At 73.8% G+C, this 16,243-nt stretch carries 9 protein-coding genes; 6 read left to right on the top strand and 3 right to left on the bottom strand.

The features are described from left to right. Positions 1-87: 87 nt before the first annotated feature. Positions 88-1,905, bottom strand: a complete 1,818-nt coding sequence (locus tag ACH4K1_RS21945) for an ABC transporter ATP-binding protein (protein WP_398090952.1) — start codon at positions 1,903-1,905, stop codon at positions 88-90. Between the two features lie 169 nt (positions 1,906-2,074). On the opposite strand from ACH4K1_RS21945, the gene ACH4K1_RS21940 reads away from it, so the two are divergent. The 5 genes from ACH4K1_RS21940 to ACH4K1_RS21920 all read left to right on the top strand — a co-directional run bounded on the left by ACH4K1_RS21940 (position 2,075) and on the right by ACH4K1_RS21920 (position 11,224). Next, the gene (locus ACH4K1_RS21940) at positions 2,075-2,605 is read left to right on the top strand and encodes a MarR family winged helix-turn-helix transcriptional regulator (RefSeq protein WP_398090951.1); all 531 of its coding nucleotides are present in this window, start codon (positions 2,075-2,077) and stop codon (positions 2,603-2,605) included. Between the two features lie 90 nt (positions 2,606-2,695). Continuing rightward, complete coding sequence (locus tag ACH4K1_RS21935) at positions 2,696-5,650, top strand: FAD-binding and (Fe-S)-binding domain-containing protein (RefSeq protein ID WP_398090950.1); 2,955 nt, start codon at positions 2,696-2,698, stop codon at positions 5,648-5,650. Positions 5,651-5,911: 261 nt separating this feature from the next. Further along, positions 5,912-7,396, top strand: a complete 1,485-nt coding sequence (locus ACH4K1_RS21930; protein ID WP_398090949.1) for a Gfo/Idh/MocA family protein — start codon at positions 5,912-5,914, stop codon at positions 7,394-7,396. Between the two features lie 157 nt (positions 7,397-7,553). Continuing rightward, positions 7,554-9,446, top strand: a complete 1,893-nt coding sequence (locus ACH4K1_RS21925; protein WP_398090948.1) for an ABC transporter transmembrane domain-containing protein — start codon at positions 7,554-7,556, stop codon at positions 9,444-9,446. Further along, positions 9,443-11,224 (top strand): ABC transporter ATP-binding protein, encoded by a 1,782-nt coding sequence (locus tag ACH4K1_RS21920; RefSeq protein WP_398090947.1) that lies wholly within the window; start codon positions 9,443-9,445, stop codon positions 11,222-11,224. The genes ACH4K1_RS21925 and ACH4K1_RS21920 overlap by 4 nt, the downstream gene beginning before the upstream one ends. A 93-nt stretch (positions 11,225-11,317) precedes the next feature. Here ACH4K1_RS21920 and ACH4K1_RS21915 read toward each other — a convergent pair whose 3' ends face one another. After that, the gene (locus tag ACH4K1_RS21915; protein ID WP_398090946.1) at positions 11,318-12,880 is read right to left on the bottom strand and encodes a fused MFS/spermidine synthase; all 1,563 of its coding nucleotides are present in this window, start codon (positions 12,878-12,880) and stop codon (positions 11,318-11,320) included. Positions 12,881-13,161: 281 nt separating this feature from the next. Here ACH4K1_RS21915 and ACH4K1_RS21910 point away from each other — a divergent pair, with 281 nt between their 5' ends. Then, positions 13,162-14,523, top strand: a complete 1,362-nt coding sequence (locus ACH4K1_RS21910; protein WP_398090945.1) for an NAD(P)/FAD-dependent oxidoreductase — start codon at positions 13,162-13,164, stop codon at positions 14,521-14,523. A 45-nt stretch (positions 14,524-14,568) separates the two neighbouring features. Here ACH4K1_RS21910 and ACH4K1_RS21905 read toward each other — a convergent pair whose 3' ends face one another. After that, the gene (locus tag ACH4K1_RS21905; RefSeq protein WP_398090944.1) at positions 14,569-16,104 is read right to left on the bottom strand and encodes an ATP-dependent DNA ligase; all 1,536 of its coding nucleotides are present in this window, start codon (positions 16,102-16,104) and stop codon (positions 14,569-14,571) included. Positions 16,105-16,243 lie beyond the last annotated feature (139 nt).

Here is a 16,243-nt window from a genome sequence, read left to right as displayed (position 1 = left end):
GCGATCATGCCGTAGTCGCGCCTTGCCCCCTGCCCGGGGGGCGTTCACACCTTCGGGCCGGGGGTCGCGGGCCCCCGCCGGGAGCCGTCAGGGGGCCGGAGCCGGGGCGGGGCGGGAGTCGCGGCGGATCAGCGCGGCGTAGCGGCCCCCGCGGGCGAGCAACTCCTCGTGCGTACCGCGTTCGGCGATCCGGCCGTCCTCCAGGACGACGATCTGGTCCGCGTCGCGGACGGTGGACAGGCGGTGCGCGATGGTGAGCGTGGTCCGTCCGGCGGACAGGGCGTCGATCGCCTCCTGCACGGCCTGTTCCGTACGGGTGTCGAGCGCGCTGGTGGCCTCGTCGAGGATCAGCACCGGGGGGTCGCGCAGGATGGTGCGGGCGATGGCGAGGCGCTGCTTCTCTCCGCCGGAGAAGCGGTGACCCCTCTCACCGACCAGCGTGTCGTAGCCGTCGGGCAGGGAGGCGATGTGGTCGTGGATCTGCGCGGCTCGGGCCGCGGTCTCGATCTCCTCGGCGGTGGCGTCGGGCTTCGCGAAGCGGAGGTTGTCGGCGACCGAGGCGTGGAAAAGGTAGGTCTCCTGGGAGACGACGCCGACCGCCCGGGCCAGGGTGTCGAAGTCCAGGTCGCGGACGTCGACCCCGTCGAGCGTGACACGGCCGCCGGTGACGTCGTACAGCCGGGGCACGAGGTGGCTCAGGGTGGACTTGCCGGAGCCGGTCGAGCCGACGACCGCGAGACCGCTGCCCGCGGGGACGGCCAGGTCGATGCCGGTCAGCGTCGGACCGTTCTTCTCGTCGTAGCTGAAGTCGACGCCCTCGAAGGCGACCTCGCCGCGGATCTTCTCCAGGCGGACCGGGTGTTCCGGCTCGGTGATGTCCACCGGGAGGTCGAGGTATTCGAAGATGCGCTGGAAGAGGGCGAGGGAGGTCTGCATCTGCACGCCGGTGGAGAGGAGGCTGACCGCCGGTCGGAACAGCCCCTGCTGAAGGGTGACGAAGGCGACCAGGGTGCCGATGGAGACGGTGGCGGCCCCGGAGGCGAAGGTGAGCCCGGCCGCCCAGTAGATGACGGCGGGCATGGCGGCCATGACGATGCCGATCGTGGACATCCGCCAGCGGCCGGCCATGTTGGAGCGCACTTCCAGGTCGACCAGGCGCTCGGACTCCTCGGCGAAGCCCCGGGTGAGGGAGTCGGAGCGGCCCATGGTGCGGCCGAGGAGGATGCCGCTGACCGAGAGGGACTCGGTGACCGTGGCGGCCATGGCGGCCATCTGCTTCTGGCGCTGGGTGGTGATCTTCTTGCGCTCCCGGCCGACCCGGCGGCTGATCGCGACGAAGACCGGCAACAGGAGCAGCGAGACGACCGTGAGCCGCCAGTCGAGGGCGAGCATGGCGACGACGGTGGCGACGACGGCCGTGAGGTTGGAGACCAGCGAGGTCGCGGTGGAGGTGACCGTCGCCTGCATGCCGCCGATGTCGTTGGCGATGCGGGACTGGACCTCGCCCGTGCGGGTGCGGGTGAAGAAGGCGAGCGACATCCGCTGGAGCCGGTCGTAGACGGCGGTGCGCAGGTCGTGCATGACGCGCTGGCCGACGGTGGTCGAGATCAGGGTCTGGAGCACACCGAAGACGCTGGTCATCACGGCGGTGAGGATCATGCCGAGCGCGAGCAGCGTCAGCAGCCCCGTGCGCCCCTGCGGGATGGCGGTGTCCAGGATCTCGCGCAGCAGGAAGGGGGAGGCGACCGAGACCAGGGAGGACGCGCCGACCAGCAGGCCGACGAGGGCCAGGCGGCCCCGGTAGGGGTGGAAGAGGCGCAGGATGCGGCGCACCTCGCCCGGCTTCCGGTCGGCGACGGCGCGGGCGTCGGGCGGGGGCGTCCAGGAGGGGGTGTCGGGTTTCATGGGCTCCTTCGTGGGGCGTGGGGCGGGGCCTGGCGGACCCAGGCCGGAACAGCCGGAGCGACCGCCCGGGGGGCCGGAGGCCGAACGGACCGGGGTCGGCCCCCGCATCGAGAGTCTAGCTCATTGTTACCTGTACTCACAATGAACGAAGTCCTGCTATGGTTCCCGTATGGACGCCCCAGATTCCTCCGGTCCGCCCGGCTCACCCGCCCCCGGGCCGGATCGCTCCCCCGGCGGCCCCGGCGACGGCGGCGACTCCGGCTCCCCGGACACCGACGGGATGCTCGCCGAGCAGTTGCTGCGCCTGACCCGTCGGCTGCACCGCATCCAGAGCCGCCAGCTGGAGCCGATCGACATCACCCCGGCCCAGTTCCGGCTGTTGCGGACGGTGGCGAGTTACGACGCGGCCCCCCGGATGGCCGATCTCGCCCGGCGGCTGGACGTCGTACCGCGCGCCGTGACGACGCTGGTGGACGCCCTGGAGGCGAGCGGCCGGGTGCGCCGCGCCCCGGACCCCGCCAGCCGCCGGGTCGTCCGCGTCGAGATCACGGACGAGGGGCGCGCCACCCTGCGGTCGCTGCGCAGCGCGCGCCGGGCCGCCGCAGAGGAGATCCTGGCTCCGCTGTCCGCCGATCAGCGCGAGGTGCTCGGCGGCCTGCTGTCCGCGCTGGTGGACGGGATGCCGGAGCGCCACTGCTGAGCGCCGTGCCGGGCCGCCGCCACCGCCGAGCACCGCACCGCACCGCACCGCACCGCACCGCACCGCACCGCACCGAGGGAAGGCGATCACATGCCGCTGCTGGAGCCCGATCCGGAAGCCCTGCGGCCGGGAACGCCCCGGGAGCCCGCCCCCGACCGGGTCGCCGACGGCAGCGCCGGCGGCACCCCGGAGCCGTTGCGGAGCGAGCTGACGGCGCTGCTCGGCGCGGAGAAGGTGCTCTGGAAGATCTCCGACCTCGTGCGGTACGCCTCGGACGCCAGCCCGTACCGCTTCCTCCCCAGGGTCGTGCTGCTCCCCGAGGACCTCGACGACGTCTCCGCCATCCTGTCGTACGCCCACGGCAAGGGCCGCGCCGTGGTCTTCCGGGCGGCGGGCACCAGCCTCAACGGCCAGGCTCAGGGAGAGGACATCCTCGTCGACGTACGCCGCCACTGGAGCGGGGTCGAGGTGCTGGACGGCGGGGCGCGGGCCCGCATCCGACCGGGGACGACGGTGCTGCGGGCCAACACCGCCCTCGCCCGGTACGGCAGGCTGCTGGGCCCCGACCCCGCCAGCGCCATCGCCTGCACCGTCGGGGGCGTCGTCGCCAACAACGCCTCCGGCATGACGGCCGGCACCACCCGCAACTCCTACCGGACGCTCGCCTCGCTCACCTTCGTCCTGCCGAGCGGCACGGTCGTCGACACCGCCGACCCGGCCGCCGACGCGGAGCTGGCCCGCGCCGAGCCGGAGCTGTGCGCGGCGCTGATGGAGGTGAAGGCGGAGATCGAGGCGGACGCGGAGCTGGCCGCCCGGATCCGCGCCAAGTACACGATCAAGAACACCAACGGCTACCGCCTGGACGCCTTCCTCGACGGGGCGACCCCGGTGCAGATCCTGCGGGGGCTGATGGTCGGCTCCGAGGGCACCTTCGGCTTCATCGCCGAGACCGTCTTCGACACCCTGCCGCTGGAACGGCGGGTCTCCAGCGCCCTGCTCTTCTTCCCCTCCCTCACCGCCGCCGCGACCGCCGTGCCCCGGTTCAACGAGGCGGGGGCCATCGCGGTGGAGCTGATGGACGGCAACACCCTGCGCGCCTCCGTCAGCGTGCCGGGCGTTCCGGCGGACTGGGCGGCCCTGCCCCGGGAGACGACCGCGCTGCTGGTGGAGTTCCGGGCGGCCGACGAGGCGGCCCAGGAGGCGCACGAGCGAGCCGCCGACGTGGTCGTGGCCGGGCTGGACCTGGTCCGCCCGGCCGCGTCGGTGACCAACGCGTTCACCCGCGACGCCGGGACGATCGCCGGGTACTGGAAGGCCCGCAAGGCGTTCGTCACGGCGGTCGGCGGCTCCCGCCTCTCGGGCACCACCCTGATCACGGAGGACTTCGCGGTACCGCCCGCGCGGCTGGCGGACGCCTGCGAGGCGCTGCTGGAGCTCCAGTCGCGCCACGGCTTCGACGCCGCCGTGGCCGGTCACGCCGCGCACGGCAACCTCCACTTCCTGCTGGCGTTCGACGCCGCGAAGCCGGACGACGTGGCGCGGTACGACGCGTTCATGCAGGAGTTCTGCGCCCTGGTGGTGGACCGGTTCGACGGGTCGCTCAAGGCGGAGCACGCCACCGGCCGCAACATCGCGCCGTTCCTGGAGCGGGAGTGGGGGCCGCGCGCCACCGAACTGATGTGGCGGACGAAGCAGATCCTCGATCCGGCCGGGGTGCTCGCACCGCGCATCGTCCTGGACCGCGACCCGCGCGCCCATCTACGGGGGCTCAAGACCATTCCGAAGGTGGAGGCGGTCGCCGACCCGTGCATCGAGTGCGGTTTCTGCGAACCGACCTGCCCCAGCAAGGACCTGACGACCACTCCGCGCCAACGGATCGTGCTGCGCCGGGAGATGATGCGCCAGGCCGACGGGTCGCCGGTGGAGTCCGGTCTCCTGGACGCGTACGGCTACGACGCCGTGGACACCTGCGCCGGGGACTCCACCTGCAGACTCGCCTGCCCGGTCGGCATCGACACCGGGGCGATGATGAAGGGCTTCCGGCACCGCAGGCACACACCGCGCGAGGAGCATGTCGCCGCGCTGACGGCACGGAACTTCCGCGCGGTGGAGGCGTCCGCGCGGCTCGCCGTCGCCGTCGCCGGCACGCTGGGGAAGCGGGTCGGCGACGCCCCGCTCCAAGCGGTGACGCGGCTCGTCCGCAAGGCCGTCCGCCCCGACCTCGTACCGGAGTGGCTGCCGCAGATCCCGGGGGCGGCGGCCCGCCGGCTGCCGCCCACCTCCCGGGCCGGGGCGAGCGCGGTCTACTACCCGGCCTGCGTCAACCGCATCTTCGCCGGTCTGGACGGCGGTGACGGCGGCGCCCGGCTCTCCCTGGCCGAGGCGGTGGTCGCCGTCTCCGCGCGGGCCGGGAAGCCGGTGTGGATCCCCGAGGACGTGGCGGGGACGTGCTGTGCGACCATCTGGCACTCCAAGGGGTACGACGCCGGCAACAGGATCATGGCGAACCGCATCGTGGAGGCCGCCTGGGGGTGGACGGCCGGCGGGAGGCTGCCGCTGGTCGTGGACGCGTCCTCCTGCACGCTCGGCATCGCCGACGAGGTGGTGCCCTACCTCACCGAGGCCAACCGGGCCCTGCACCGCGAACTGACCGTCGTGGACTCGCTGGAGTGGGCTGCCGAGGAGCTGCTGCCGGAGCTGACGGTGTTCCGTACCGTCGCGTCGGCGGTCGTGCACCCGACGTGCTCGATGGAACACCTGGGCGACGTGGGGCAGTTGCGTGCGGTGACGGAGGCGTGCGCCGACGAGGTAGTGGTGCCGGACGGGGCCGGGTGCTGCGCCTTCGCGGGTGACCGGGGCATGCTCCACAAGGAGTTGACCGACTCGGCGACCGCCGATGAGGCGGCCGAGGTGGACCGCCGCCCCTACGGGGCCTACCTGTCGGCGAACCGGATGTGCGAGATCGGCATGGAGCGGGCCACCGGCCACCCCTACCGCTCGGCGCTGATCGAGCTGGAGCACGCCACCCGGCCGACCGTCCGGTGACCCCCTGACCGCAGCCGTCGGCACCCCCGCCGACGTGCCCAGATGAGCGCCCAAGGACCCCGACTGGTTGAACCGGTCGGGGTTTTCGCCATGCGGCGAGGAAAGTCCAAGGTTTGAGGACGAGAGTCCAAATTCCTCCCTTGCGCACCATCAGCCTCAGCCCCCAAGGTCCTTACCGAGACCCGGTCCCCCCGCTTCCGGCGTACGGGGGACCGGACGCGCTCGCGCACGTCTGAACCCCCAACCCCACCTGGAGGCTCGATGAACGACGACGCCCGGCCCGCACCGGAACCGCAGGACATGCCCCCGCACAGCGGCTCGGCCGACGAGGTGAAGCGGCAGGACCCCAGCCGCCGTTCGGTGCTGTGGACCACGGCGGGCGTGGCCGGGGCCGGGCTCGGCCTCGGCGCACTGGGCACGGGCACCGCGTCGGCGGCGGGGACGGCCGCCTCGGAGCCCGCGTCCGTCGCGGCGGCGGCCGCCGCCGCTCCCGCCCGGAAGGGCCGCACGATGGCGGGCGTCCGCTTCGAGAAGCGGTCCACGGTCCGGGTCGGCATCGTGGGCCTCGGCAACCGGGGCGGCAGCATGATCGACCTGTTCCTCGCCCTTCCGGGCGTCCAGGTGAAGGCGGTCTGCGACCCGGTCCGGGACAAGGCGGAGAGGGCCGCCGCGAAGGTGACGGCCGCCGGGCAGCCCGCGCCCGCCGTCTACGCCAAGGGCGAGGACGACTACGAGAACCTCTGCAAGCGCGGGGACCTCGACTTCGTCTATGTGGCGACCCCGTGGGAGCTGCACTTCCCGATGGCGAAGGCGGCGATGCTGAACGGCAAGCACGTCGGCGTCGAGTGCCCGATCGCGATGCGCCTGGACGAGCTCTGGGAGCTGGTGGACCTCTCCGAGCGCACCCGCCGGCACTGCATGCAGCTGGAGAACTGCTGCTACGGCAAGAACGAGATGCGGGTGCTGCGCATGGCGCACGCCGGTCTCTTCGGCGATCTGCTGCACGGCGCGGGGGCGTACAACCACGACCTGCGCGAGCTGATGTTCGATCCCGACTACTACGAGGGGCCCTGGCGGCGGCTGTGGCACACCCGGCTGCGCGGTGACCTCTACCCCAACCACGGGTTCGGGCCGGTCGCCAACTACATGGACGTCAACCGGGGCGACCGGGCCGTGAGCATCACCAGCATCGGCACACCCGCCCTGGGGCTCGCCGAGTACCGCAAGGAGCACATGCCGCCCGGCGACCCGAGCTGGAAGGAGTCGTACATCGGGGCCGACCGGACGATCAGCCTGGTCCAGACGGCCAAGGGCCGGGTGATCCGGCTGGAGCACGACGTGTCCACCCCGCACCCCTACTCCCGTATCAACAGCCTCGGCGGTACCCGGGGCGTGTTCGAGGACTACCCCGCCCGGATCTACCTGGAGCCCGCCAACACCAACCACCAGTGGGACGACTTCAAGAAGTACGCCGAGTGGGACCACTGGCTCTGGAAGGAGCACGCGAACCCGCCCGGCGGCCACGGCGGCATGGACTACCTGATGATCTTCCGGCTGATGCAGTGCATGCAACTCGGCCTGGTCCCCGACTTCGACGTGTACGACGCGGCGACCTGGACGGCCCCCGTGCCGCTGAGCCACCTCTCCATCAAGGCCAAGGGCGCACCGCTGCCGATCCCGGACTTCACCCGGGGCGAGTGGAGGAAGGCCCGCTCCGGGGTGGACTCGGAGAAGCCCGGGGAGTGAGGTCCCGGGGCCCCGCGCCGGGCGGGCGCGGGGCCCCGCAGGAGGCGGAGAGGGCCGGAAAACCGGTTGCCCCGGGCCGGGACGGACAGAGAACCTTGCACGTCACCCCGTTCTTCGAGGTCCGCCAGGATCTCCGCTTCACGAGCCCTGGGACGTCATGCAGATTCGCGACCTTCCGTATTCGGATCCCGGCGACCCCGATGTCCGTTCAGGCCCCCGCTTCCTCTACTGGCTCGGGCGCAACCAGCTCGGAGGCCAGCTGAAGGCCCTCGGCTGGGGGCTGCTGCACCAGTTGGGCATCGCCGGTCTCCCGGTCACCGTGGGCCTCGCCGTGCAGGCCGTCGTCGACCGCTCCGGGGGGCGGCTCGCCCTGGCCGGCGGCCTCATCGTCGTCCTCGGCCTGCTGATCGCCCTCGGCGACACCATGCTCCACCGCACCGCCGTGACCAACTGGATCACCGCCGCCGCCCGTGTCCAGCAGCTCCTCGCCCGCAAGACCGCCGAGCTGGGTTCGGCGCTGACCCGGCGGGTCGCCGCCGGCGAGGTCGTCGCCGTCTCGACCGGCGACGTGGAGAAGATCGGCTGGTTCGTCGAGGCGCTGTCGCGCTTCGCGGCGGCGGCCACCGCCCTCGTGGTGATCTGCGTCGGGCTGGTCCTCTACCTCCCCTCCCTCGGCCTGCTGGTGGCGCTCGCCATGCCGGTGCTCGCCCTGGCCGTACTGCCGCTGCTGCCGCCCGCCACCCGGCGCGCCGACGAGCAGCGCGAGAAGGCGGGCAAGGCCACCGAGCTGGCTTCGGACACGGTCGCCGGGCTGCGCGTGCTGCGCGGGATCGGCGGCGAGGAGCTGTTCCTCGGCCGCTACCGCCGCGCCTCCCAGGAGGTCCGCAGGGCGGCCGTGCGCAGTGCCAGGATGTGGGCGCTGATCTCGGCGGTGCAGGTACTGCTGCCGGGCGTTCTGCTGATCTCCCTGGTCTGGTACGGGGCGACGCTCGCCCAGGACGGCCGCATCGGCGTCGGCCAGCTCGTCACCGTCTACAGCGCTGCCACCCTGATGCTGTTCCCGCTGCGCCACTTCGAGGAGATCGCCATGGCGTACTCCTTCTCGCGGCCGTCCGCCCAGCGCGCGGTGCGGGTGCTGTCGCTGCGCCGCAGCGACCGGGAGGCCACCGTCGAGGGGGTGGTCCCGGCGGGCGACCTCTACGACCCGGTGACCGGCCTGATGGCCCCCCGAGGACAGTTCACCGCCGTCGTCTGCGGCGACCCGGACGAGGCGGGGCGGCTGGCCGAACGGCTGGGCGGGCACGCCGAGCCCGGCGAGGACGCGCAGGCGAAGACCACCGGGACCGAGGACGCCGAGGACGGGGCCGCGCACCCGAAGAAGGACGCGGCGGACCTCCCGTCCGTGCTGCTCGGGGCGGTCGCCCTGGACGAACTCCCGCTGGACGCCGCGCGGGCCGCCGTACTGGTCCAGGACAAGGACCCGGTGCTGCTGTCCGGCACGCTCCGGGAGCTGCTGGACGTGCCCTCCTCCGGACTGGTCACCGCGGACGCGGCGCTGGAGGCGGCCCAGTGCGGTGATGTGCTGAGCGCCTTGGCGCAGGCGTCGCCGGACAACGACGGCGACCCGATGCGGACCCGGATCACCGAGCGCGGCCGGTCCCTCTCCGGCGGCCAGCGCCAACGCCTGGCGCTGGCTCGGTCGCTGGTCGCCGACCCGGAGGCGCTGGTGCTGGACGAGCCGACCTCGGCGGTCGACTCGCACACCGAGGCGCGGGTGGCCGCCGGGATCGCGACGCTGCGCCGGGGGCGTACGACGGTGGCGTTCGCCTCGTCGCCGCTGCTGCTCGACGCCGCCGACCGGGTGGTCCTCGTCCACGAGGGGACCGTGGTGGCCGTGGGCGACCACCGCGACCTGCTGCGCACCGAGCCGCGCTACCGGGCGGTCGTCACCCGGGAGACCGACGAGGAGGCGGCCGTCGCGAACGCGGTGGACGACGCCGTCGAGGTCCCCGCCATGAAGAGCATCCAGGAAATCGAGGAGAGGGCATGATCGGCGTCGCACCCCCGGCGTACGACCCCGCGGCCCCGGAGTCGGCGACGACGCTGCCCGTGGGCACGCCGACGACCGTGCGGAGCTACGTACGGAGTCTGCTGCGCCGCCACCGCAAGGCGTTCGCGATCCTGATCGCGGTCAACGCGGTGGCGGTGATCGCCTCGATCACCGGCCCGTATCTGCTGGGCGGGCTGGTGGAAGGCCTCTCGGACGGAGTCGCCGACCTGCGTCTGGAGCGTACGGCGGCGATCTTCGCCCTCGCGCTGGTCGTCCAGGTCGTGTTCACCCGCTCCATGCGGGTGCGCGGCGCGATGCTGGGCGAGGAGATGCTGGCGGACCTGCGCGAGGACTTCCTCGTACGGTCCGTGGGGCTGCCGCCCGGAGTCCTGGAGCGGGCCGGGACGGGCGATCTGCTCTCCCGGATCACCACGGACATCGACCGGTTGGCGAACGCGATGCGCGAGGCCGTGCCGCAGCTGGCGATCGGTGTCGTCTGGGCCGGTCTGCTGCTGGGCGCGCTGACGGTGACCGCTCCCCCGCTGGCGCTGGCGGTGCTGATCGCGCTGCCGGTGCTGATCGCGGGCTGCCGCTGGTACTTCCGCCGGGCCCCCTCGGCGTACCGCTCGGAGGCCGCCGGTTACGCCGCCGTCGCCGCGGTGCTGGCGGAGACCGTGGACGCCGGGCGGACTGTGGAGGCGCACCGCCTGGGCGGTCGCCGCGTGGCGCTGTCGGACCGGCGGATCACGGAGTGGACGGCGTGGGAACGGTACACGCTGTACCTGCGCTCGGTGCTCTTCCCCGTCATCAACGCGACGTACGTGACGATCCTCGGCGCGGTCCTGCTGCTCGGCGGCTGGTTCGTACTGGAGGGGTGGATCACGGTCGGGCAGCTGACGACGGGGGCGCTGCTGGCCCAGATGATGGTCGACCCGATCGGTCTGATCCTGCGCTGGTACGACGAGCTCCAGGTCGCCCAGGTGTCGTTGGCCCGGTTGGTCGGCGTCCGGGAGATCGAGCCGGACGCGGGCGACGCCGGGACCGCCCCGGACGGCCGGGACGTACGGGCGGACGGGGTCCGCTTCGGGTACCGGGAGGGCGTCGACGTCCTGCACCGGGTCTCCCTCGACGTCGCCCCGGGCACCCGGCTCGCCCTGGTGGGCCCCTCCGGCGCGGGCAAGTCCACCCTGGGACGGCTGCTGGCGGGGATCTACGCCCCACGCACCGGCGAGGTGACGCTCGGCGGGGCGGAGTTGTCGCGCATGCGGGCCGAGCGGGTCCGGAAGCATGTGGCGCTGGTCAACCAGGAGCACCACGTCTTCGTCGGCACCCTGCGGGACAACCTGCTGCTGGCCCGGAACGACGCCGGGGACGCGGAGCTGTGGGCGTCGCTGGCGGCGGTCGACGCGGACGGCTGGGCGAGGGCCCTGGAGAAGGAGCTGGACACGGAGGTCGGGTCGGGCGGGTTCGCGCTGACCCCGGCGCAGGCCCAGCAGATCGCGCTGGCCCGCCTGGTGCTGGCCGATCCGCACACGCTGGTGCTGGACGAGGCGACCTCGCTGCTGGACCCGCGGGCCGCCCGTCACCTGGAGCGTTCGCTGGCCCGGGTGCTGGAGGGACGGACGGTCGTGGCCATCGCGCACCGCCTGCACACCGCGCATGACGCGGATGTGATCGCGGTGGTGGAGGACGGCCGGATCAGCGAGCTGGGCAGCCATGACGAGCTGGTGGCGGCGGACGGCGCGTACGCGTCCCTGTGGCGGTCCTGGCACGGGTGAGGGACCGGACGGGCGCCCCGGGGGTCCGCCCCGGGGCGCCCGGGACCACCGGCGCCGCCCGGGTCCACCGGGGCCGTGGGGAGCCGTCCGGGCTCACCGGGCCGTCGGGGTGCGGCCGGGCTGGAGGAGCTGGTCGACGGGCGCGTGGTCGTCGGTGAGGACCCGGGCGTTCCCCGTCCAGGCGGTGAGGGCCGCTCCGGTGGCGATCCGCCACCCCACGCCCCGGGCGTCCAGGGCCCGCTGGACGGCGGGGACGTCGATCGGCCGCCGCGAGGCGACCACCACCAGGTTGCCGCCCACGGTGGACGCGGTCGGGTCCAGGCCGATGTCCGCCGCCCTCCCGACCAGCGCGACGTGGGGGAAGGTGGCGGCGAGGGTGGCGACCTCGGCGCGGGCGAAGGCGAGGGCGCCGTGGTCGATGAGGTTGGCGACGTACAGGCCGTCCGCGTCGAGCACCCGGCGTACGTCCCCGAGCGCCTGGGAGGTCGTGAGGTGCCACGGCACGCTGACGCCCCCGAACGCGTCGCCGACCACCAGGTCGTGGCTGTCCGCCTCCAGCCGCCGCAGACCCAGCCGGCCGTCCTCCACGCGCACGTCGATGCCGGAGCCGGCCGCGGGGCCCAGGCCGAGCAGCTCCCGGTCGGCACGGACGACTCCGGCGTCGATCTCGGAGACGAGGCTGCGGGTGCCGGGGCGTACGGCGGCGAGGTAGCGGGGGAGGGTGAGGCCGCCGCCCCCGATGTGGTGGGCGGTCAGCGGCTCGCCCTCGGGGAAGGCGGTGTCCACCACGGAGGCGATGGCCCGTACGTAGGCGAACTCCAGGTGGGTCGGGTCCTCGGTGTCGACGTAGGAGTGGCGCAGGCCGTCCAGGATCAGCGTGCGGCCGGTGGCGCGGTCGGGGTCGGCGACGACGCGGGCGCAGTGGTACCGGGTCTCCGCGTCGCAGCCGCCGGGCGCGAACCCGGTGGCGAGCGCACCCGCGACGACGGTCGCGAGCGCCGCGGCCACCGCGCGGCGGGAGCGGCGGGCCCACCGTCCGGCCAGGGCGGCGGCGAGGACCAGCAGCGTTCCGAGGCCGATCAGGATGGTGCTGACGGGCAGCCGGGAGACCAGCACGAATCCGGTGAGGACGGTGCCGACGATGGCTCCGAGGGTGCCCACGCCCGACAGCCGGCCCACCACCGTCCCGGTCTCGGCGAGGGTGGTGAGCCGCAGCTTCGTCACGAACGGGGTCACCGCGGAGAGCAGCGCGCCGGGAACCAGCAGGGTGGCCGACGCGACCAGCAGGAGCAGCGCCGGTGACCACTGGGCGGTGGTGCGCAGCAGGAGCGGGGTGAGCGCGACGACCACCCCCGACACCCCGAGCGCCGGGGCGATGAGCGGGCGGGGGTCGACCTGGTCCGCGACGCGCCCGCCCAGCCAGGAGCCCAGCGCGATGGCGGTGAGGGCGATGCCGATCACCATCGTGCTGGTCTCCAGCGTGAGACCCAGGTACGGGGCCAGCAACCGCAGGGCGACGATCTCGACCACCAGGACCGCGGCCGACGCCCCGAAGACGAGGGCCGCCGCCGCACGGGGCCCCGGCCCGGGGTCGCGGGGCGGGCCGCCGGCCGGGGGCGGGACGTCGGCCACGGGCGAGGGGGGCTGGGTGGTCACCCCGGCATCCTCGCACAGGGCCGGGCGGCCGAACTCCGGTTCTCCCAGGGGCGGAGCACGCCGGAGCACCGGGCGGCCCCGCGCTCCGGAAAGCGCGCCGGGGCGACGAGGGCGCGCACTGGCTGAGGGGGCTCGCGGTGGCCCCGCCCCTGGGACCGGCCCCCGTTTCACCCCCGTCAGGAGGCGGATGCCGGGACGCCCGGTGAGGATGAGAAGTGAATCACCCGGTAAACGGGGCAGGCGAGCGCAGAACCACGCAAGCCCGAGAAGGGACGCAGACCGTGGCACCACCCAGGATTCTTGTCGTCGGCGCCGGATTCGCAGGCGTCGAGTGCGTACGCCGCCTGGAGCGCAGGCTCGCTCCGGGAGAGGCCCGGATCACGCTCGTCACACCGTTCTCCTACCAGCTGTACCTGCCGCTGCTCCCGCAGGTGGCCTCCGGGGTGCTCACGCCCCAGTCCGTCGCGGTGTCGTTGCGCCGCAGCCGCCGCCACCGGACCAGGATCGTGCCGGGCGGGGCGATCGGCGTGGACCCGCAGGCGAAGGTCTGTGTGATCCGGAAGATCACGGACGAGATCGTGAACGAGCCGTACGACTACATCGTGCTGGCGGCCGGCAGCGTCACCCGGACCTTCGACATCCCCGGGCTGCTGGACAACGCCCGGGGGATGAAGACCCTGGCCGAGGCCGCCTACGTCCGGGACCACGTCATCGCCCAGCTCGATCTGGCGGACGCCAGCCAGGACGAGGCCGAACGGGCGTCCCGGCTCCAGTTCGTGGTGGTCGGCGGCGGTTACGCCGGTACGGAGACGGCGGCCTGCCTCCAGCGGCTCACCACCAACGCGGTGAAGCACTATCCGCGGCTGGACCCCCGCCTGATCAAGTGGCATCTGATCGACATCGCGCCCAAGCTGATGCCGGAGCTGGGCGACAAGCTGGGGTCGGCCGCCCTGGACGTGCTCCGCAAGCGGAACATCGAGGTGTCGCTCGGCGTCTCGATCGACAAGGCGGGGCCGGAGGAGGTCACGTTCACGGACGGCCGGGTGCTGCCCTGCCGGACGCTGATCTGGACCGCCGGAGTGGCCGCCAGTCCGCTGATCGGGACGCTGGGCGCGGAGACGGTACGCGGCCGGCTCGCCGTCACCCCGCAGTTCTCGCTGCCCGGTTCCGACGGGGTGTTCGCGGCCGGTGACGCGGCCGCCGTCCCCGACCTGGCCCAGGGCGACGGGGCGATCTGCCCGCCCACCGCCCAGCACGCGATGCGGCAGGGCAAGGCCCTGGCGGACAACCTGATCGCCTCGCTGCGCGGTCAGCCGCTGGAGGACTACGTGCACAAGGACCTGGGGCTCGTCGTGGACCTGGGCGGCAAGGACGCCGTGTCCAAGCCGCTGGGCATCGAGCTGCGCGGGCTGCCCGCGCAGGCGGTGGCGCGGGGCTACCACTGGTCGGCGCTGCGGACGAACGTGGCGAAGACCCGGGTCATGACGAACTGGATGCTGAACGCGGTCGCCGGCGACGACTTCGTACGGACCGGGTTCCAGTCCCGCAAGCCCGCGAGGCTGCGGGACTTCGAGTACACGGACGCCTACCTGACGCCGGAGCAGGTCAAGGAGCACGCGGCGGCGACGGTCATCGGCCACTGAGCCGCCGGGAGCCCGTCGAGCGCGTCCCGGCTCCCCGGGGCGCGCTCACGGCTGCCGGGACAGGACCGTCTCCACGGTGTCGGCCTCCTGTGCGGTCTTGTCCTCCCGGTAGCGCAGGACCCGGGCGAAGCGGAGGGCGACCCCGGCGGGGTAGCGGGTGGAGCGCTGGAGTCCGTCGTAGGCGATCTCGACGACGAGCTCCGGGCGTACGGTGACGATGTGGCCGTCGTCCCCGGTGGCCAGCTCGCCCAGCTTCTCGGTCTGCCAGTCCAGCAGGGCGTCGGTGAGCCCCTTGAAGGTCTTGCCGAGCATCGCGAACGTGCCGTCGGGCCTGCGGGCCCCCAGGTGGAGGTTGGAGAGCTTGCCGGTACGGCGGCCGCTGCCCCACTCCACGGCCAGCACGACCAGGTCCAGGGTGTGCACCGGTTTCACCTTCAGCCAGGAGGCGCCCCGGCGGCCCGCGCTGTAGGCGGCGGTGAGGTCCTTGACGACGACGCCCTCGTGGCCGCGTTCCAGGGTGGCGGCGGCGAACGCCTCGGCCGCCGCGCGGGTCTCCGGGTCGTCCGGGTCGGCCACCGGGGCGCGGCGGACGCGCAGGCCTTCGGGGACGAGCCGGTCCAGGGCGGCGTGGCGTTCGGCGAAGGGCCGGTCGAGCAGCTCCTCGTCGTGGACGAGGAGCGCGTCGAAGAAGACCGGGACGACGGGCATGTGCGCCGCCGCCCCGGCCACGTCCCGCCGGGAGCCCACCCGGGAGGCGGTCTCCTGGAAGGGGCGGGGACGGCCGTCCTCGCCCAGGGCGATCACCTCGCCGTCCAGGATGAAGCGGTCGGCCGGGAGGGCTGCGACGGCGGTGACGAGTTCGGGCAGCCGGTCGGTGATGTCGTCGAGGGTGCGGGTGTAGGCGCGGATGCGGTCGCCGTCGCGGTGGACCTGGACGCGGATGCCGTCGAGCTTCTCCTCGACGGCGCAGGGGCCCAGCCGGTCCAGGGCCTCCTCGACCGAGGCGGCGGTGTGGGCGAGCATCGGGTGGACGGGCCGCCCGACGGTGAGCCGGAACCCCGCCAGCGCGTCGGGGCCTTCCGCGAGGAGGAGGCGGGCGACCTCCTGGAGCGATCCGGCGAGCATCACGGCGCGCCGGACGCCGGCGGGCGGGGCTTCGGCGGCGTGGGCCAGGGCGTCGGCGGCGACGGCGTCCAGGGCCCCCTGGCGCACCTCGCCGGTGAGCAGGGCCCGCAGGAAGCGCTGTTCGTCCTCGGTGGCGGCGGCGAACAGGGCGCGCAGGTGCTCCTTGCGCCGGGCCTGGGAGCCGGGGCCGGAGACGGCCGCGAGGGCGGTCAGCGCGGCGTCGACGCCGGTGACGGTGAGGGTGGGCTCCGCGGCGGGTTCGACGGGGTCGCCGAGGCTCCGCCACCCCACCCCGATCCGGCCCTGGGGCAGCCGTCCGGCGAGGTAGGGGATGACGACGGGGACGTCCTCGGGGCCGGCGTCCCGGAAGAGACCGGCGAGGAGCGCCACCTTCCTGGACCGGGCGGAGGCGGCGGCGACCTCCAGGGAGACCTGGGCGAGCTCGGCGAGCAGCATGCGCCCATGGTGCTACGGGGCGGGGCCCGTCGACCACCCGGACGGCGCCGGGCGCGCCGCCCGCCGGAACGGCGCGGGGCGGCGGGGAGTCAGCGGGGTGTCAGCGGAAGGTGCGGCGGGGGCGAGGGGGCGTCAGGGG

The organism is Streptomyces sp. NPDC017448 (genome assembly GCF_044330565.1).
GTDB lineage: Bacteria > Actinomycetota > Actinomycetes > Streptomycetales > Streptomycetaceae > Streptomyces.
The sequence above is the reverse complement of the archived record's forward strand: the minus strand, read 5'-3'. Positions and strand labels throughout refer to the sequence as shown.

What these genes read in the sequence shown, in the direction of transcription:
- ACH4K1_RS21935 (WP_398090950.1), top strand. Translation starts at nt 2,696, where the DNA reads ATGCCGCTGCTGGAGCCCGATCCGGAAGCCCTGCGGCCGGGAACGCCC.
- ACH4K1_RS21920 (WP_398090947.1), top strand. Translation starts at nt 9,443, where the DNA reads ATGATCGGCGTCGCACCCCCGGCGTACGACCCCGCGGCCCCGGAGTCG.
- ACH4K1_RS21945 (WP_398090952.1), bottom strand. Translation starts at nt 1,905, where the DNA reads ATGAAACCCGACACCCCCTCCTGGACGCCCCCGCCCGACGCCCGCGCC.
- ACH4K1_RS21940 (WP_398090951.1), top strand. Translation starts at nt 2,075, where the DNA reads ATGGACGCCCCAGATTCCTCCGGTCCGCCCGGCTCACCCGCCCCCGGG.
- ACH4K1_RS21905 (WP_398090944.1), bottom strand. Translation starts at nt 16,104, where the DNA reads ATGCTGCTCGCCGAGCTCGCCCAGGTCTCCCTGGAGGTCGCCGCCGCC.
- ACH4K1_RS21925 (WP_398090948.1), top strand. Translation starts at nt 7,554, where the DNA reads ATGCAGATTCGCGACCTTCCGTATTCGGATCCCGGCGACCCCGATGTC.
- ACH4K1_RS21930 (WP_398090949.1), top strand. Translation starts at nt 5,912, where the DNA reads ATGAACGACGACGCCCGGCCCGCACCGGAACCGCAGGACATGCCCCCG.